Source organism: Streptomyces sp. BL1, assembly GCF_057628045.1.
This window is the reverse complement of the sequence record NZ_JBXYWZ010000002.1, coordinates 2,673,260-2,692,098: the sequence shown is the minus strand read 5'-3', so window position 1 is coordinate 2,692,098 and position 18,839 is coordinate 2,673,260. Positions and strand designations below refer to the sequence as shown.

The 18,839-nt window shown below is 70.9% G+C and carries 13 protein-coding genes; 10 read left to right on the top strand and 3 right to left on the bottom strand.

The annotated features are described in order from the left end of the window. The first annotated feature begins 26 nt into the window (after positions 1–26). The 5 genes from AC3AGO_RS11785 (at position 27) to serA (ending at position 8,706) form a co-directional block, all read left to right on the top strand. The gene (locus tag AC3AGO_RS11785) at positions 27–3,011 is read left to right on the top strand and encodes a putative bifunctional diguanylate cyclase/phosphodiesterase (protein WP_487824623.1); all 2,985 of its coding nucleotides are present in this window, start codon (positions 27–29) and stop codon (positions 3,009–3,011) included. Positions 3,012–3,263: 252 nt separating this feature from the next. After that, positions 3,264–5,138 (top strand): acetolactate synthase large subunit, encoded by a 1,875-nt coding sequence (locus AC3AGO_RS11780; RefSeq protein WP_487820113.1) that lies wholly within the window; start codon positions 3,264–3,266, stop codon positions 5,136–5,138. Between the two features lie 40 nt (positions 5,139–5,178). Further along, positions 5,179–5,703 (top strand): acetolactate synthase small subunit, encoded by a 525-nt coding sequence (gene ilvN / locus AC3AGO_RS11775; RefSeq protein WP_487820112.1) that lies wholly within the window; start codon positions 5,179–5,181, stop codon positions 5,701–5,703. Positions 5,704–5,807: 104 nt separating this feature from the next. After that, positions 5,808–6,806 (top strand): ketol-acid reductoisomerase, encoded by a 999-nt coding sequence (ilvC, locus tag AC3AGO_RS11770; protein WP_487820111.1) that lies wholly within the window; start codon positions 5,808–5,810, stop codon positions 6,804–6,806. 310 nt (positions 6,807–7,116) lie between these two features. After that, positions 7,117–8,706: a phosphoglycerate dehydrogenase gene (gene serA / locus AC3AGO_RS11765; protein WP_487820110.1), complete on the top strand. Its 1,590-nt coding sequence runs from the start codon at positions 7,117–7,119 to the stop codon at positions 8,704–8,706. Positions 8,707–8,943: 237 nt separating this feature from the next. Here the strand turns inward: serA and AC3AGO_RS11760 are convergent, their stop codons facing one another. Further along, positions 8,944–10,173, bottom strand: coding sequence for a PucR family transcriptional regulator (locus tag AC3AGO_RS11760; RefSeq protein ID WP_487820109.1), 1,230 nt, complete (start codon positions 10,171–10,173; stop codon positions 8,944–8,946). A gap of 176 nt (positions 10,174–10,349) precedes the next feature. On the opposite strand from AC3AGO_RS11760, the gene AC3AGO_RS11755 reads away from it, so the two are divergent. Together AC3AGO_RS11755 and pruA are read left to right on the top strand one after the other, a co-directional pair. Continuing rightward, positions 10,350–11,276 (top strand): proline dehydrogenase family protein, encoded by a 927-nt coding sequence (locus tag AC3AGO_RS11755; protein ID WP_487820108.1) that lies wholly within the window; start codon positions 10,350–10,352, stop codon positions 11,274–11,276. Between the two features lie 85 nt (positions 11,277–11,361). Then, the gene (gene pruA / locus AC3AGO_RS11750) at positions 11,362–12,993 is read left to right on the top strand and encodes an L-glutamate gamma-semialdehyde dehydrogenase (protein WP_487820107.1); all 1,632 of its coding nucleotides are present in this window, start codon (positions 11,362–11,364) and stop codon (positions 12,991–12,993) included. Positions 12,994–13,356: 363 nt separating this feature from the next. On the opposite strand, the gene AC3AGO_RS11745 is transcribed toward pruA, so the two are convergent. Continuing rightward, positions 13,357–14,067, bottom strand: coding sequence for a nitroreductase family protein (locus AC3AGO_RS11745; RefSeq protein ID WP_487820106.1), 711 nt, complete (start codon positions 14,065–14,067; stop codon positions 13,357–13,359). A gap of 285 nt (positions 14,068–14,352) precedes the next feature. On the opposite strand from AC3AGO_RS11745, the gene AC3AGO_RS11740 reads away from it, so the two are divergent. Beyond that, on the top strand, positions 14,353–14,499 hold the full coding sequence (locus AC3AGO_RS11740; RefSeq protein WP_487820105.1) for a hypothetical protein: 147 nt from the start codon (positions 14,353–14,355) through the stop codon (positions 14,497–14,499). A gap of 106 nt (positions 14,500–14,605) precedes the next feature. Here the strand turns inward: AC3AGO_RS11740 and AC3AGO_RS11735 are convergent, their stop codons facing one another. Next, entirely contained in the window at positions 14,606–16,207 is a 1,602-nt protein-coding gene (locus tag AC3AGO_RS11735; protein ID WP_487820104.1) for a purple acid phosphatase family protein, read from the bottom strand. 231 nt (positions 16,208–16,438) lie between these two features. Here AC3AGO_RS11735 and AC3AGO_RS11730 point away from each other — a divergent pair, with 231 nt between their 5' ends. Beyond that, entirely contained in the window at positions 16,439–17,479 is a 1,041-nt protein-coding gene (locus AC3AGO_RS11730; protein WP_487820103.1) for a 3-isopropylmalate dehydrogenase, read from the top strand. Positions 17,480–17,698: 219 nt separating this feature from the next. Further along, complete coding sequence (locus AC3AGO_RS11725; protein ID WP_487820102.1) at positions 17,699–18,799, top strand: branched-chain amino acid aminotransferase; 1,101 nt, start codon at positions 17,699–17,701, stop codon at positions 18,797–18,799. Positions 18,800–18,839: the final 40 nt, after the last annotated feature.

Sequence of the window (18,839 nt, the reverse complement as noted above, 5' to 3'; positions counted from 1 at the left end):
ACAGCGGGCAGAGCGGACTGACGGGCATGCTCCCGCAGTTGGCGCTCGTCGTGCTGTGCGGCGGATATGCCGTGGGTGCGGCCGTGGGCTGGGGCTCGGCGGAGACCGCCGTGGTGATGGGCGACTTCGGACTGTCCGCGGCGGGGCTCCTCGCCGCGGGCTCCTGCCTGTGGTTCGGGCTGCGCCGCTGCGACCCGCCGACCCGGCCCGCCTGGCTGCTGTTCGGCTTCTCCTCGCTGATGGCGGGCCTCGGCAACGCCGTCTGGGGGTGGTACGAGGTGGTGCTGTCGCGCCCCGTGCCGAGCCCGTCCCTCGCCGACTTCTGCTTCCTGCTGTTCGCGCCGCCGGCCATCGTCGGTTTACTGGTGCTGGCCAAGCGGCCCGTCACCCGGGCCGGCTGGGTCTGCCTGAGCCTCGACGCCTGGCTGATCGGCGGTTCGCTGCTCACCCTCTCCTGGTCCCTCGCGCTCGCGCACACGCCGTACTGGCGCGCCGATTCGGTGCCCCGCGCCGCGCTGGACCTCTCGTATCCGCTGCTGGACATCGTGCTGGTGAGCATGGTGCTGGCGCTGCACTTCCGGCGCTCCTCCGGGCACCGCAGTTCGGTCAACACCGCGATCGGCGCGCTGGCGCTGACGGTGCTGTGCGACGCGCTGTTCACCTCGCCGCTGATGCGTGAGCACTACAGCTCGGGGCAGCTGCTCGACGCCGGCTGGTTCGCCGGATCGCTGCTGCTGGCGTACGCGCCGTGGGCCCCCCTCCGGGAGACCCCGCGCCGGGACGCCGCCCGCCGCGAAGGCACCCTGCGGTACGCCCGCTCGGCGGCCTCGCACGACGCCGCGCTGCGCGCCGGCGACCCGGCGGCGCCCGCCGCCGCGCACCGGCACACCGCGCACCCCGCGCTGCCCAGCCGCCCCATCGCGGGCTCGCTGGCCGCGCTCACCCCGTATCTCGCCGCCGCCGTCTGCACGTTGGGGATCCTCTACAACTCCCTCGACGGCCGGGAGATCGACCGGGTGGTGCTCTTCACCGGCTGCACCGTCGTGCTGGCCCTCGTCGTCCGGCAGGGCATCATGCTGCTGGACAACGTCACGCTCACCCAGGAACTGGCCCAGAAGGAGAACCACTTCCGCTCCCTGGTGCAGGGCTCCAGCGACGTCATCATGATCGCCTCGTCCACCGGCATGCTGCGGTACGTCTCACCGGCCGCCGCCGGGGTGTACGGACGGGACGGCGACGCCCTCGTCGGCTCCGAACTGGCCTCCCTCATCCACCCCGAGGACCTCGGCCGGGTGCTGCACGAGCTGCGCCGGTTTCTTGCCGCCGGGTCGAACAGCCTGGCCGCCGAGCCGGACAGCGAGACGTCGACGCGCATCGAGTGCCGGGTCCGGCACGGCGCGGGGCACTGGCTGAACGTCGAGTCGACGGTCAACCGCTATCAGGGCGGCCTCATCTTCAACAGCCGCGACGTGACGGAACGGGTGCGTCTCCAGGCCCAGTTGCAGCACAACGCCTCGCACGACGCGCTGACCGACCTGCCCAACCGCGCGCTGTTCACCGACCGGGTCCGCAAGGCCCTCTCGGGCCGGCGCGGCGGCGACAGCGAGGCCGCCGTGCTCTACATCGACCTCGACGGCTTCAAGGCCGTCAACGACACCGTCGGCCATCAGGCGGGCGACGAGCTCCTGGTGCACGCCGCCCGCCGGCTGCAGGACTCGGTGCGCGCGGGCGACACCGCCGCGCGGCTCGGCGGCGACGAGTTCGCCGTGCTGATCCTCGGCGACAGCGATCCCAGCAAGCACGCCGGCGCGGAGCGCGAGCTGCGCATCCACGAGATCGCCGACCGGCTGCGGGTCACCCTCTCCGAGCCGTACACGGTCGAGGGCGGCACCGAGGTGCGGGTCGCCGCGTCCATCGGCATCGCCTTCGCCGAGCCGGGCATCACGCCGACCGCGCTGATGCGCAACGCCGACCTGGCGATGTACCGCGCGAAGCAGGCGGGCAAGGGCCGCGTCGAGCTGTACGCGCCGCAGATGCAGGCCGAGGTGGTCAAGCGGGCCGAGCTCGCCACACGGCTGCGCAGCGCGCTGCACGACGGCGAGTTCGCGTTATTGCACCAGCCGGTGGTCGAGCTGGCCAGCGGCAAGGTCACCGCCGTCGCCGCGCAGCCGCGCTGGCGCTCGGCGCAGGGCATTCTCTTCACTCCCGCCGAGTTCCTGAGCTCGGAGAGCGGCGCCCCCCGCGGCACCGCCGACGAGGCGCAGGGCGACAAGGCGGCCGAAGTGTGCCGCTGGCTGCTGGAGGAGGCGGCCGAGCAGGCCGCCGCACGGCAGCGTGCCGGACTCGGCGCCCCGGTGATCGTCCGGCTGCCGGCCCGTCGGCTGACGGACCGCTCCCTGGGCCTGAACACCATCGAGGCCATGCTGCGCAGTCACGAACTGCCGCCCGGCGCCCTGATCCTGGAGCTGTCCGACAGCGACCCGCGGATTCCGCTGGACGAGCTGGAGATGCGGCTGACGGCGCTCCGCAGGATGGGTGTGGCCCTCGCGCTGGACGGCTTCGGGAGCGGCTATCTCGCGCTGTCCGCGCTCCGCAGGCTGCCCGTCGACATCCTGCGGCTGGACCGCGGTCTCGTCGACGGCCTGATCGAGTCCCCGCGCCAGCGGAAGATCACGGCCGGGCTGCTGCGCATAGCCGGCGATCTGGGGCTCACCTCCGTCGCCGACGGGGTCGACCTGCCGGAACAGGTCAACGCGCTCCGCGAGCTGGGCTGTACGCACGGCCAGGGCGCCGTCTTCTCCGGCCCGCTGGACGAGCACCGCCTGCGGTTCGCCCTGTCCCGCGGCGAATACCCGGTCCCGGAGGAACACAAGGGGCGCTCGATCGTGGTCGCCGGCGCCCTGCCGGTGCGCCACAAGGAGCGCCGTGAGCCCCTTCCGCCCTGGGTGGCCGCATGCGACACATGGGAGGCGACGGATCCGGCCACGCTTTCCGGGGAGATGCAGCCCTAGGAGAGCTCGAATGGTGAGACGCCCGTCCCACTCACTTGACACCCGGTACTTGACGGAGGGAAGGTCAATGCCATGCGCACCGGAATTCTCGTACTTGGAAAGCGCGTCGGCTGACCGGGGTCCGATCCTTCGACCCCGCGACACATCAGCGGCGCGCCCCCCTCGCTTGCCTCAGGCACGGGGGGTTTTTTGTTGCACCAGCACTTCTCTCCACCGTCACCCTCACGCTTACTCTCCGGGAAGAGACAGCCGATGACCGAGCAGGCCACCGGGGCCCCCAAACCGCAGCCGCGGGCCCGTAACGGCGGAAATCAGCAGCAGGCCACACCGGCCGGCGTCAGCGCGCAGATGACCGGCGCGCAGGCGCTCATCCGCTCCCTCGAGGCGGTCGGCGCCGACACCGTATTCGGGCTTCCGGGCGGCTGCATCCTCCCGGCGTACGACCCGATGATGGACTCCCTGAAGGTCCGCCACGTGCTGGTGCGGCACGAGCAGGGCGCGGGTCACGCCGCCACCGGCTACGCGCAGGCCACCGGCAAGGTGGGGGTCTGCATGGCGACTTCGGGGCCGGGCGCCACCAACCTGGTCACGCCGCTCGCCGACGCGCACATGGACTCGGTGCCGATGGTCGCCATCACCGGCCAGGTGGCCTCCGCCGCCATCGGCACGGACGCCTTCCAGGAAGCCGACATCTGCGGCATCTCGATGCCCGTGACGAAGCACAACTTCCTCGTGCGGAACCCGGACGACATCCCGCGCACCATCGCGGAGGCGTTCCACATCGCCTCCACGGGCCGCCCCGGCCCGGTGCTGGTGGACATCGCGAAGGACGCGCTCCAGGGGCAGACGACGTTCAACTGGCCCGCCACGACCGACCTTCCGGGCTACCGGCCGGTGACGAAGCCGCACGCCAAGCAGATCCGCGAGGCCGCCAAGCTGATCGCCGAGGCGAAGCGCCCGGTGCTGTACGTCGGCGGCGGCGTCATGAAGTCCGGCGCCACCGGCGAGCTGAAGGTGCTCGCCGAGCAGACCAAGGCCCCGGTCACCACCACTCTGATGGGCCTGGGCTCGTTCCCCGACAGCCACCCGCAGCACCTGGGCATGCCCGGGATGCACGGCACCGTGGCCGCCGTCACCTCGCTGCAGAAGGCCGACCTGATCGTCGCGCTGGGCGCCAGGTTCGACGACCGGGTCACCGGCAAGCTGGACTCCTTCGCCCCGTACGCGAAGATCGTGCACGCCGACATCGACCCGGCCGAGATCGGCAAGAACCGTACGGCGGACGTGCCGATCGTCGGTGACGCCCGCGAGGTGCTGGCCGACCTGATCGTCGCCGTGCAGGCCGAGCAGGAGGCGGGCACCACCGGCGAGGAGGCCAAGGCCGGCTACCCCACCTGGTGGGAGCAGCTGAACCGGTGGCGCGACAGCTACCCGCTGGGCTACGACCTGCCCGAGGACGGCTCGCTCTCCCCGCAGCAGGTCATCCAGCGCATCGGTGAACTCGCCCCGGACGACACCATCTACACCGCGGGCGTCGGCCAGCACCAGATGTGGGCCGCGCACTTCATCGACTACGAGAAGCCGGCGACGTGGCTGAACTCCGGCGGCCTCGGCACCATGGGCTACGCCGTGCCGGCCGCGCTCGGCGCCAAGGTCGGCGAGCCGGGCCGTACGGTCTGGGCCATCGACGGCGACGGCTGCTTCCAGATGACCAATCAGGAGCTCGTCACCGCGGCGCTGAACAACGTGCCGATCAAGGTCGGCATCATCAACAACGGCGCCCTCGGCATGGTCCGCCAGTGGCAGACGCTGTTCTACAACCAGCGTTACTCCAACACCCAGCTGCACGACGGCGAGCAGGGAGCGCCCAGCAAGGGCACCCGCGTCCCGGACTTCGTGAAGCTGGCCGAGGCGATGGGCTGCGTCGGCATCCGCTGCGAGGACCCCGAGCAGCTGGACGCCGTCATCGAGAAGGCCAACTCCATCAACGACCGCCCCGTCGTGGTCGACTTCATCGTCCACGAGGACGCGATGGTCTGGCCGATGGTCGCCGCCGGCACCTCCAACGACGAGGTCATGGCCGCCCGCGGGGTGCGCCCCGACTTCGGCGACAACGAAGACGACTGACCGGCCATCGAGGACAGAACGGAAACGGAGCCCCAACCCCATGTCCAAGCACACGCTCTCCGTCCTCGTGGAGAACACCCCGGGCGTGCTCGCCCGTATCACCGCGCTGTTCTCCCGCCGCGGCTTCAATATCGACTCGCTGGCCGTCGGCGTCACCGAGCACCCCGACATCTCCCGCATCACCATCGTGGTGAATGTCGAGGACCTGCCGCTCGAGCAGGTCACCAAGCAGCTCAACAAGCTGGTCAACGTGCTCAAGATCGTCGAGCTGGAGCCCGGCTCCGCCGTCCAGCGTGAACTCGTTCTGGTGAAGGTCCGTTCGGACAACGAGACCCGCTCCCAGATCGTCGAGATCGTCCAGCTCTTCCGCGCCAAGACCGTGGATGTCTCCCCGGAAGCCGTCACCATCGAGGCGACCGGCAGCAGCGACAAGCTCGACGCCATGCTCAAGATGCTGGAGCCGTACGGCATCAAGGAGCTGGTCCAGTCAGGAACCATCGCCATAGGGCGCGGCGCCCGCTCCATCACCGACCGGAGCCTGCGCGCGCTGGAGCGCTCCGCCTAGGCGGGGCGGGACCGGCGAGCCTGACACCCCCTGACGTCCACGTACCGCCCGACCGGCATAGGTTGGGCCGCACAACCCCCATTCAGTCTGAGGAGAATCCCCAAGTGGCCGAGCTGTTCTACGACGACGACGCCGACCTGTCCATCATCCAGGGCCGCAAGGTCGCGGTTCTCGGCTACGGCAGCCAGGGCCACGCCCACGCGCTGTCCCTCCGCGACTCGGGCGTGGACGTCCGGGTGGGTCTGCACGAGGGCTCCAAGTCCCGCGCCAAGGCCGAGGAGCAGGGCCTGAAGGTCACCACGCCCGCCGAGGCGGTCAAGGAGGCCAGCGTCATCATGGTGCTGGTCCCGGACCCCATCCAGGGCGAGGTGTACGAGAAGGACATCGCCCCCAACCTGAAGGACGGCGACGCGCTGTTCTTCGGCCACGGCTTCAACATCCGCTTCGGCTTCATCAAGCCCCCGGAGACCGTTGACGTCTGCATGGTCGCCCCGAAGGGCCCGGGCCACCTGGTCCGCCGTCAGTACGAGGAGGGCCGCGGCGTGCCGTGCATCGTGGCCGTCGAGCAGAACCCCTCGGGTGGCGCTTTCGACCTGGCCCTCTCGTACGCGAAGGGCATCGGCGGCACCCGCGCCGGCGTCATCAAGACGACCTTCACCGAGGAGACCGAGACCGACCTGTTCGGTGAGCAGGCCGTGCTCTGCGGCGGCACCTCGGCGCTGGTGAAGGCCGGCTACGAGACCCTCGTCGAGGCCGGATACCAGCCGGAGATCGCGTACTTCGAGTGCCTGCACGAGCTGAAGCTCATCGTGGACCTCATGTACGAGGGCGGCCTGGAGAAGATGCGCTGGTCCGTCTCGGAGACCGCCGAGTGGGGCGACTACGTCTCCGGCCCGCGCGTCATCAACGACGGCACCAAGGCCGAGATGAAGAAGATCCTCGGCGACATCCAGGACGGCACGTTCGCCACCAACTGGATGGCCGAGTACAAGGCCGGCCTGCCGAAGTACAACGAGTACAAGAAGCAGGACGCCGACAGCTCGCTGGCGAAGACCGGTGAGAAGCTCCGCGGTCTGATGAGCTGGGTCGACGAAGAGGCCTGACGCCTCGCCCCCGAGGGGCCTTCGCCGACGGGGCCGGGCGCACACATGTGTGCCCGGCCCCGCGCGAGAGTGATCAATTCGTGAGGGCCCCTCTTCAGGAGCGCCGGGCGTATATACACTGCACTGCACAAGCACCAGTAACGAGCGCGTCACCGGCTCACAGCGTCGTGTGCCCGCCCCTGCGCCCGCCTCGCGGGGCCGCCGCGCGGGGATGATGACCCCTCCACCGTTCTCACGGCCGTACGGGACTCGGCCGTTGTGCTCCGTCGCGCCGGCGCGACGGAGATGATCCGCCAGGACTGGAGACCACGTGAGCAAGCCCGTAGTACTGATCGCCGAAGAGCTCTCGCCCGCCACCGTCGACGCCCTGGGGCCGGATTTCGAGATCCGCCAGTGCAACGGCGGGGACCGGGCCGAGCTGCTCTCCGCCATCACCGATGTGGACGCCATCCTCGTGCGCTCCGCCACCAAGGTGGACGCCGAGGCCATCGGAGCCGCCAGCAAGCTCAAGGTCATCGCCCGTGCCGGCGTCGGCCTGGACAACGTCGACGTGCCGTCCGCCACCAAGGCCGGCGTCATGGTGGTCAACGCCCCGACCTCCAACATCGTCACCGCGGCCGAGCTGGCCTGCGGGCTTGTCGTGGCCACCGCGCGGAACATCCCGCAGGCCAACGCCGCGCTCAAGAACGGCGAGTGGAAGCGCAGCAAGTACACCGGTGTCGAGCTCAGCGAGAAGACCCTCGGCGTCGTCGGCCTCGGCCGGATCGGCGTGCTCGTCGCCCAGCGCATGTCCGCGTTCGGCATGAACGTCGTCGCGTACGACCCGTTCGTGCAGCCCGCGCGCGCCGCGCAGATGGGCGTCAAGCTGCTCTCGCTCGACGAGCTGCTCGCCGCCTCCGACTTCATCACCGTGCACCTCCCCAAGACGCCGGAGACGCTCGGCCTGATCGGCGACGAGGCGCTGCACAAGGTGAAGCCCAACGTGCGCGTCATCAACGCCGCGCGCGGCGGCATCGTCGACGAGGAGGCGCTCGCCTCCGCGCTCAAGGAGGGCCGCGTCGCCGGCGCCGGCCTCGACGTGTACGCGAGCGAGCCCTGCACCGACTCGCCGCTCTTCGAGTTCGACCAGGTCGTCTGCACGCCGCACCTGGGCGCCTCCACCGGTGAGGCGCAGGAGAAGGCGGGCATCGCCGTCGCCAAGTCGGTCCGCCTCGCCCTCGCGGGCGAGCTGGTCCCGGACGCGGTGAACGTCCAGGGCGGCGTCATCGCCGAGGACGTGCGCCCCGGTCTGCCGCTCGCCGAGAAGCTCGGCCGGATCTTCACCGCGCTGGCGGGCGAGGTCGCGGTCCGGCTCGACGTCGAGGTGTACGGCGAGATCACCCAGCACGATGTGAAGGTTCTGGAACTCTCCGCGCTCAAGGGCGTCTTCGAGGACGTCGTCGACGAGACGGTCTCCTACGTCAACGCCCCGCTGTTCGCACAGGAGCGCGGTGTCGAGGTCCGCCTCACCACCTCAAGCGAGTCCATCGAGCACCGCAACATGGTCACCGTGCGCGGCACCCTCTCCAACGGCGAAGAGGTCTCCGTCTCCGGCACCCTGGCGGGCCCGAAGAACCACCAGAAGATCGTCGCGGTGGGCGACCACGACGTGGACCTCCAGCTCACCGACCACATGGCCTTCCTGCGCTACGCCGACCGCCCGGGCGTCGTCGGCACGGTCGGCCGGATCCTCGGCGAGACCGACATCAACATCGCGGGCATGCAGGTCTCCCGCGCCACGGTCGGCGGCGAGGCCCTGGTGGCCCTCACGGTCGACGACACCATCCCGGCCCCGGTCCTCACCGAGATCAAGGGCGAGATCGGCGCGACCTTCGCGCGCAGCGTCAACCTCGAGGACTGACGCACCGCCGCGCGGCGGCCACGACCATACGGGCCCGGGCCCGCGGCACCACGCCGCGGCCCCGGGCCCGTCGTCCAAGGGGCGCGGGGAACGGCGCGGAACAAGGGGCGCGGGGAACGGCGCAAACCCCAGCGCGAACCGCACCCGCCCACGAGGCGCAGGGGAAGCCGGGGAAGGGGCGCGGGGAACGGCGCAAACCCGGCGCGAGCCGCACCCGCACGGCGCGGTGCAACCGGCCTACAGGCGGGCCGCCTTGAGGGCCATGTGCAGCAGCAGCCGGTGCTCGCCGTCGTCCAGGTCCAGTCCCGTGAGCTGCTCGACGCGGGAGAGCCGGTAGTAGAGCGTCTGCCGGTGCACACCCAACTCGGCCGCCGTACGGCCCGCCTGGCCCGCGCAGTCGAGGAACACCTCGGCGGTGCGGGCCATTTCGCGGTGTGCGGGGCGCAGCAGCGCCCGGACCGCCGTGTCCGTCCCGTCCTCGCCGTGCGCCCCCGTACGCAGCGCGGTCAGCAGCCGGTACGGGCCGATCGCCGCCCACTCGGCCACCGGGCCCAGCCGCGGCTCGGCCCTTGAGGCGGCCGCGGCGGCCACCGCCTCCCGCCAGGCGGCGGCCAGTTGGCCGAGTCCGGTCCGTACGCCGCTCACACCGGCGCCCGGTGCGGGGCCCGCGCCCGTTCCGGTGCCGCCGTCCACCTGGGGCGACCGCAGCAGCCGCTCGGCCGCCGTGACCGCGGGCCCCGTGGTGTCGGCCGAGCGCAGCCGCACCAGCGCCGCGTACGCGGGCGCCCCGCCGCCGGGCAGGTCCCCGTCGTCCCCGTCCGCCGGAATCGCGCTGCCCGCGGCCACGTTGGGCACGCCCGCCACTCCCGTGTGCTCCTCGCCGTCGGCCGGTTCCCACGGCAGCACCGCCACCAGCGCGACGGGCCCCGCGTTGGACGGGCCCAGCGCGCCCCGGAGTTCGGCCGTCGCCGCCTCCCGCTCCGTACGGGAACCGGTCAGCGCCTCCCGCAGCAGCTCACCGCGGCGCGCCCCCACCCGGGCCTCGCCCGCCAGCAGCGAGCCGATCCGCGCCGCGGTCACCATGGCGGCGCCCAGGCGCGGGTCGGCGGGCTCCAGCTCCCCGTCGTCCAGCAGCCAGATGTAGCCGTACACGGTGCCGCCGTGCCGTACCGGCAGACAGAGCCGACCGTGCACCCCGGCCGCCGGATCGGCCGGCACCCGCACCGGCGCGGTGGCCCGCGCGATGCCGAAACTCTCGAAGAACTCCCGCACTTCGGCCGTCGACCGGCGCTGCAGGATGGTGCGCGTACGGACCGTGTCGAGGCTCAGCGCGGGATCGGAGTCCCCCTCGCCGCCGCCCTCGTGCGCACCGAAGGCGATCAGTCCGAAGTCCCGCCCCTCCAGCGTCGCGGGCTTCTCCAGCAGCGTGCTGACCTCGTCGATCAGTGCCTGGTAGTCCTCGCGCATGCCGCCTCTGCCGCCTCACGTGTCGCGTCTTCCTCCGTACTCACCGACCATTCTCATACAGTTGTCTGAGATGCGGGACACGGATGCGTGACAGCTGTCGATGGCCCGGGAACAGCGCAATCCTTAACTTCAGGGTGGCTTCTCTCGCCAAGACAAGAACATCTGAGGAGGTGCCCGTGCTGGGTCCCGTGCTTCTCGCCGCCGCCCGCAGCGAGACCATCAAACGGGCCGTCGCTGCCGCGCCGGTCACCCGTCCCGTCGTGAACCGATTCGTGGCGGGCGAAGAGCTCGAACCGTGCCTGGCGGCGGTGCGCCCGCTGACCGCCCGCGGGCTGGACCTCACCTTCGACCACCTGGGCGAGGACATCACCGACCGCGCCGAGGCCCTCCGCAACCGCGACGCCTACCTGGCGCTCGCCGAGGCGCTGGCCGCCGAAGGGCTCGGCCCGCGCGCCGAGATGTCCGTGAAGCTCTCCGCCTTCGGGCAGACGCTGCCCGGCGGCGACGACCTCGCGTACGAGAACGTGCTGCCGGTCGTCGAGGCCGCGGCCGCCGGCGGCACCACCGTCACCCTCGACGCCGAGGACCACACCACCATCGACTCCACGCTCGGCATCCTCGGGAAGCTCCGGGAGCGCTTCCCGCAGACCGGCGCGGTCGTGCAGTCGTACCTGTTCCGCACGGAGGACGACTGCCACGCGCTCGCCGGGGAGGGCTCGCGCGTACGGCTGGTGAAGGGCGCGTACAAGGAGCCCGCCGACGTCGCGTTCCAGGAGAAGCGCGAGGTCGACCTCGCGTACGTGCGCTGTCTGAAGATCCTGATGGCCGGCAAGGGCTACCCGATGGTCGGCTCGCACGACCCGCGCATGGTCGCCATCGCGCAGGAGCTCGCGCACCGCGCCGGGCGCAAGCCCGACGAGTACGAGTTCCAGATGCTGTACGGCATCCGCGAGGCCGAGCAGAACCGGCTCGCCGCCGAGGGCCACCGCGTGCGCGCCTACGTCCCCTACGGCACCGACTGGTACGGCTACTTCATGCGCCGCCTCGCCGAGCGCCCCGCCAACCTGGCGTTTTTCCTGCGCTCGCTGGCAACCCGCGGCTGAGCACCCCCGCGGCCGGCCCCGCGGCCGCACAGCAGACCTCGAACGACCCCTCACCGACCCCGACACGCAAAGGAGCACAGCAGACATGGACGCTGTGACCCAGGTTCCCGCCCCGTACAACGAGCCGGTGCACACCTACGCGCCGGGCAGCCCCGAGCGGGCCCGCCTCGAGCAGCAGCTCAAGGAGCTCGCCGAGAACCCGATCGAGCTGCCGATGACCATCGGCGGCGAGAAGCGCATGGGCGGCGGCGCGCGCGTCGACGTCGTACAGCCGCACAACCACAAGGCCGTCATCGGCACCTACGGCACCGCCACCAAGCAGGACGCGCAGGACGCCATCGACGCCGCGCTGGCCGCGGCCCCGGCCTGGCGCGCGATGTCCTTCGACGACCGCGCCGCGATCATCCTGAAGGCCGCGGAGCTGCTGTCGGGCCCGTGGCGCGAGCGGATCGCCGCCTCCACGATGCTCGGCCAGTCGAAGACCGTGCAGCAGGCCGAGATCGACGCGCCCTGTGAGCTCATCGACTTCTGGCGGTTCAACGTCCACTTCGGCCGCCAGATCCTGGAGGAGCAGCCGCCCATCCAGCCCAAGGGCGTCTGGAACCGGATGGACCACCGTCCGCTGGAGGGCTTCGTCTACGCGGTGACGCCCTTCAACTTCACCGCCATCGCGGGCAACCTCCCCACCGCGCCGGCCCTGATGGGCAACGTCGTGATCTGGAAGCCCTCCCCGACGCAGACCCACTCGGCGATCCTGCTGATGGAGCTGCTGGAGGAGGCCGGGATGCCCAAGGGCGTCATCAACCTGGTCACCGGCGACGGCAAGGACGTCTCCGAGGTCGCCCTGCCGCACCCGGACCTGGCGGGCGTGCACTTCACCGGCTCGACGAAGACCTTCCAGTACCTGTGGAGGACGGTCGGCGAGAACATCGAGCGCTACAAGTCCTACCCGCGCATCGTCGGCGAGACCGGCGGCAAGGACTTCATCGTCGCCCACCCGACCGCCGACCCGGCGATCCTGAAGACCGCCATCACCCGCGGCGCCTTCGAGTTCCAGGGCCAGAAGTGCTCGGCCGCCTCCCGCGCCTACGTCCCGCGCTCCATCTGGGACAGCGGCTTCAAGGAGGAGCTGGCCGCCGAGGTCGACGGCCTCTCCATGGGCGACCCGACCGACCTGTCGAACTTCATGTCGGCCGTCATCGACGACCGCTCGTTCGCCAAGAACAAGGCCGCCATCGACCGTGCCAAGGCCAACGACAACTGCGAGATCGTCGCGGGCGGCACGTACGACGACAGCGTCGGCTACTTCGTCCGCCCGACCGTCATCGCCTGCTCGGACCCGGAGGACGAGGTGTTCCACACCGAGTACTTCGGCCCGTTCATCGCCGTGCACGTCTACGAGGACGGCGACTTCGACGCGGTCGTCGACCAGATGGAGTCCGTCTCCTCGTACGCGCTGACCGGCGCGATCCTCGCCGCCGACCGTGAGGTCGTCAACGAGGTCTCCGAGAAGCTGCGCTTCGCCGCGGGCAACTTCTACGTCAACGACAAGCCCACCGGCTCCATCGTCGGCCAGCAGCCCTTCGGCGGCGCGCGTGCCTCCGGCACGAACGACAAGGCGGGCTCGAAGTTCAACCTCCTGCGCTGGGCCTCCCCCCGCGCCATCAAGGAAACCGCGGTAGCCCCCACGGACTACCACTACCCGCACATGGGCTGACGGTTCCTGGCCGGACCGGCTGATCCCCCTGAGCGCGCGGCGCCCCTCCCCTGGGAGGGGCGCCGCCGTTGTGGGCGGCTGGTCCGCCCGAGGGGCGGAACGGGCGGGCACACAGGACCGCACCCCGCAGCGGGAAGCGCCCCCGCACGCACCCGGCCGGTACGCGCGACGCACGCTGAAACCGCCGACCAGCAACGCTCCCCGCACCCTCCGCCGCGGCGGAGAAGAACGCGCACCATCCGCCGTGCCCGAATGGATCCGGGCCCTCCCGGCCGAGGGGCCCGGGGCGCTCCCCGGAAGAAACGGGAAGGGGCGGGACAGGGGCCGAACACCGGGCCGGGGCGCAGCCCCGAAAGGGCCCGGCTACCAGCCGTTGACGTGCATGACCTCCTTCACGGGGAGCCGCCGGACCGGCCCGAACCGCCCCCTCGGCCACCCCACCGGAATCACCCCGAACGTGTTGAAGTCCGCCGGAATCCCCAACTCCCGCTTCCACTCCCGCTCCAGCATCAGATGCCACACGGTGAGCGTCGCCCCCAGCCCCAGCCCCCGAGCGGCGAGCAGGAGGTTCTGCACGCCCGGATACACGCTGGACGCCTCCGCGACCGACCCGAACACGTTGCCCCGCATCAGCCGCAGCAGCGCCCCCGTGCCCAGCGCGTCCTTCATGGCGCGCAGCCCCTCCAGGCTGCCGCGCGGCTGCTCGTACCGGTAGCAGGGGATGATCAGCGCCGGGGTCTCGGCGAAGTGGTCGCGCTGGTACTCGATCGCGGCCACCATCCGCCGGTACGCCTCCGCGTCCATCGTGGGCGGCACGGCCTTCCCGGCCGAGCCCAGGTACGCGTCGACGCACCGCTTCCACAGCGGCGCCAGCCGCGTCATCACGTCCCGGTCGGTGACCACGACGTACCGGAACTGCTGGAGGTTGGACCCGCTCGGCGCCCAGACGGCCGCCTGCACCAGCTGTTCCAGCAGCTCGTCCGGTACGGGGTCGGGCTTGAGCCGGCGCATCGCGCGCATGGTGGACATCGTCTCGAACAGCCCCGCGTGGGCTGCCTGTTGGTCTTCAGCCATGGCCGCGCAGTGTAGACACCGCCATGATCACCGCGCCCGCCGGTACGTGGCGTTCGTCTCAGATAGTAGGAAGGCCAAGTAATTGGGGAGACAGCACGGCTCATGGCTTCTACCTTTGTAGGAAGCCGAACGTCTCGCTAGGACCAGCGAGTGGCGGTAGAGACGGGTGCCACGACGCAGGTGATCCCTGCCGCATCCAAGTCCCCGCCCCCTCCGGCGCGTTGCACTCCCTTCTGCACGCAGTGCGTTGCCACGCGGTGCGTGCCGGCAGTAAGGAGACCCGCCATGCCTGCGACCACGACCCGCCGTGCCCGTCCCTCCTCCGCGGCCCGTACGGCCCGTGAGGCCCGCGAGAGCGACCGCCGGAACGCGGCGGCCGCCCTCCAGCGCGCCCTCGACCGCCGCGACAACGGCGGCGAAACGGGCCACTGAGCGCGCCCGGACACGAGACAAGGGGCGCGTGGAGCGGCGCAAAAAGGGGCGCGGGGAACTGCGCAAACCACACGCGAACCGCACCGTTCCACGCAAACCGCACCCCTCAGCTCGAACGCCGCTTGACCACGAAGTGGTCAACACGTTCGCCGGTCTCGGCGATCGCGGAAACAGTCAGGGCCGGCGCCCGCCCCCGCGCTCCGGGGTCGGACTCCACCGCGATGAACGAGAAGCCCGTGTAGCGGACGCGTGACCACTCCACCCGGTCCGGCTTCTGGACCTTGTGCTCCGTCCAGTGGAAGCTGAGCACGCTGTCCTGGTCCTTCACGTGCCCCTCGTAGCTGTCCGGCGCGGGGAAGTCGTACAGCTCCTTGCCCGCGCCGCCCGCGGTGACGTACACCGTGCCGTCCCGTACGGGGTCGGCCGTGCCGCCGACGGGGAGCTTCTTCGCGGGCTTGCCGCCGCGGACCGGGTCGGTGCGCTCGTACACGTGGTTGTGCCCGTTCACCACGAGATCCACCTGGTGCTTCTCGAACAGGCTCACCCACGCGTCCCGTACGCCCCCGTCGGAGGCGTGCGTGCTGGTCGAGTAGGCGCAGTGGTGGAAGAAGACCACCACGAAGTCCACCGTGTCCGAAGCGCGCATCTCCTTGAGCCGGCGCTCCAGCCAGCGGGTCTGCGCGCCCTCCGTGTAGCCCTTGTTGGCGGGGATCTCGTACGAGACGTCGTTGGCGTCGAGCGCGATGACGCCGACGTTGCCGTACTCGAACGAGTAGATGCCGGGCGCCTTCTTCTCGTCCGGGCCGTTCCCGGGCAGGCTCCAGCGCGCGGACTGGCCGCCGTAGCCGTTCGGCGAGTACCAGGCCTCCATGTCGTGGTTGCCGGTCGTCACCATCCACGGCACCCGCGCGGCCACCGACTCGGTCTGCGCGAGGAACTGGTCCCACACGCGCGCGTCGTACGTGTCCGACTCCTTGCCCTGGCCCGACTCGTCCGCATAGCAGATGTCGCCGGCGTGCAGGTGGAAGGACGGGTTCTGGCCCATGATCAGCTGGTCGTTGGCGAGCGCGTCGTAGCTGACGCCCTGATCACCGAAGGCGGTGAAGACGAACCGTTCGTCCGCGCCGGCCGGCGCCGTCGTGAACGAGCCGATGGTGGCGAGGCGTTCGGCGGACGCGGGGTCGAAGCCCTCGTGCCCGACGCCGTAGTAGTACGTGGTGCCGGGCCGCAGCCCGTCCAGCGCGACGTGCAGATAGAACTGGTCGACCTCCGGCAGCTTCTTCGACAGCGCGGGCGTGTGCAGCTCCCGCACCTCCGCGTCGACCTTCCGGCCCAGGTCCCAGGGCCGCAGCCCCACCCGTACGTACGGCTTGCGCACCGCGAACGGCACCTGCCACGAGATCCGCATCTGCGACTTCGGGTCCGCGCCGAACGCCAGATGCCGGCCGAACGGGGCGACCAGCGAACCGTCCACCTCGCTCGCCGAGGGCATCAGCACGGGCCCCGGGTCGGGGGAGCCCAGCGCCGAGTCGCCCGCCGCGACCAGTCCCGCGCCGGCCAGTGCGCCCGCCGTGACGACGCCACCGCCCCGCAGTACGCCACGCCGCGTCAACTTGCTGCGCAGGTAAGCGTGTTGTTCCGGCATGCTCATCTTGTCCGCCAGCCGGGCGGGAATCCCCATGTTCGGCAGGTCGCGCGGTGTCGTCATGCGGAGCAAGGTCCCAGCGGGCACCGACAAGGGGAAGTCCCCTCGGCGGACGGCGGGTTAACTCAGATTGTCTGTGCGGTTTCCCCTCCGCCCGGCCCGCCGGGCCGTATCTCCGGCCAGGAGAGCGGGAGTTGACCGCGCGGGAGCACCGCGTCGGCGCATCGCCCTCCCCTCGTCCGGAATGTGGACGACATGTGCTCAGGCGGTGGGACGAGGAGTAGGGTCCCGTCCATGTCTCGCAGCATCAGCCTCGCAGTGATCCCCGGCGACGGAATCGGCTCGGAAGTCGTGGCCCAGGGCTTGAAAGTCCTGTCCGCCGCCCTGCCGCAGGACGTGAAGCTGGAGACCGAGCAGTTCGACCTCGGCGCCCGGCGCTGGCACGACACGGGGGAGACCCTCCCGGACGCGGAGATGGAGAAGCTCGCGTCGCACGACGCGATTCTGCTCGGCGCCATCGGCGACCCGAGCGTGCCGTCCGGCGTGCTGGAGCGCGGGCTGCTGCTGAAGCTGCGCTTCGCCTTCGACCACTTCGTCAACCTCCGCCCCTCCAAGCTGTTCCCGAACACCGGGACCCCGCTGGAGGGCCGTCCGGACATCGACTTCGTCGTCGTCCGTGAGGGCACCGAGGGCCCGTACGTGGGCAACGGCGGCTCCATCCGCACCGGCACGCCGCACGAGGTCGCCAACGAGGTCAGCGTCAACACCGCGTACGGCGTCGAGCGCGTCGTCCGCGACGCCTTCGAGCGCGCGAACAACCGCCCGCGCAAGAAGCTGACCCTCGTGCACAAGAACAACGTGCTCGTGCACGCCGGCCACCTGTGGAAGAACCTCTTCGACAAGGTCGGCCAGGAGTACCCCGAGGTCACCACCGACTACCTGCACGTCGACGCGGCCACCATCTTCATGGTCACCGACCCGGCGCGGTTCGACGTGATCGTCACCGACAACCTCTTCGGCGACATCCTCACCGACCTCGCCGCCGCCGTCTCCGGCGGTATCGGCCTCGCCGCCTCCGGGAACATCAACCCGAGCCGCGAGTTCCCCTCCATGTTCGAGCCGGTGCACGGCTCGGCGCCGGACATCGCCGGCACCGGCAAGGCCGACCCGACGGCGACGGTGCTCTCCGTCGCGCTGCTGCTCCGCCACCTCGGCCACGAGACCGAGGCCGCCCGTATCGAGGACGCCGTCACCGCGGACCTCACGGAGAACGCGGGTGCGACCCGTACGACCGACGAGATCGGCGACGCCCTGGCGGTACGAGTAGCCGGCTAGATCCAGGCTTGACCACCAGTGGCCGGGCCTCGTGCCCGGCCACTGTGCTGTACGGCGGTCGGGTGCGACCATCAGAATCGGGACCGCCGACCCCGTGCAGAATCCCGCGCGCGATAATCGAACGCGGGACCGCGATATGAGGTAACGCTCGGACGTCCACATACCAGCGGGCACACGGGAGCGCGGTCCGTCACCACACTCAGCGAAGGACGCGCTCACATGACCGGAATCGACTTCGACCTCAAGCCCTCGGCACAGCCGCTGCCCGCCGCGGAGCGAGAGGCGGTGCTGGCCAGCCCGGGCTTCGGACGCCACTTCACGGACCACATGGTCACGATCAAGTGGACCGAGGGCCGCGGCTGGCACGACGCGCAGCTGCAGCCGTACGCGCCGCTCCAGATGGACCCGGCGAACATGACGCTGCACTACGCCCAGTCGATCTTCGAAGGGCTGAAGGCCTACCGTCAGCCGGACGGTTCCGTGGCCGTCTTCCGCCCGGACGCCAACGCCGCCCGCTTCCAGCGCAGCGCCCGCCGCCTGGCCATGCCCGAGCTGCCCGTCGAGACCTTCATCGAGGCCTGCGACCTGCTCGTCGCGCAGGACAAGGACTGGGTGCCCGGCGTCGGCGAGGAGTCCCTCTACCTCCGCCCCTTCATGTTCGCCAGCGAGGTCGGCCTCGGCGTGAAGCCGGCCAACGAGTACACCTTCATGGTCATCGCCTCCCCGGCGGGCCCGTACTTCTCCGGCGGCATCCAGCCCGTCTCCGTCTGGCTCTCCGAGGAGTACGTGCGCGCCGCGCCCGGCGGCACCGGCGAGGCCAAGTGCGCGGGCAACTACGCCGCTTCGCTGGTCGCCCAGAAGGAGGCCGCGGCACAGGGCTGCGACCAGGTGGTGTGGCTGGACGCGATCGAGCGCCGCTGGATCGAGGAGATGGGCGGCATGAACCTGTACTTCGTGTACGGGACCGGCGCCGACGCGCGGATCGTCACCCCGGAGCTGACCGGCACGCTGCTTCCCGGCATCACCCGCGACTCCCTCCTCCGCATCGCCGAGGACCTCGGCTACGCCACGGAGGAGTCCCGCATCTCCACCGACGACTGGCGCGAGGGCAACGCGGACGGCTCCATCAGCGAGGTCTTCGCCTGCGGCACCGCCGCGGTGATCACCCCGGTCGGCGCGGTCAAGTCGGCCCGCGGCGAGTGGACGGTCGGCGACGGCACCCCCGGCCCCATCACCCTCCAGCTCCGCGAGGCCCTCCTCTCCGTCCAGAACGGCAAGTCCGAAGACACCCACACCTGGATGCACAAACTCACCCACTGAAGCCCTGAGCTCGGCCCCGCCGCACCGGCCCCCTCCCCGG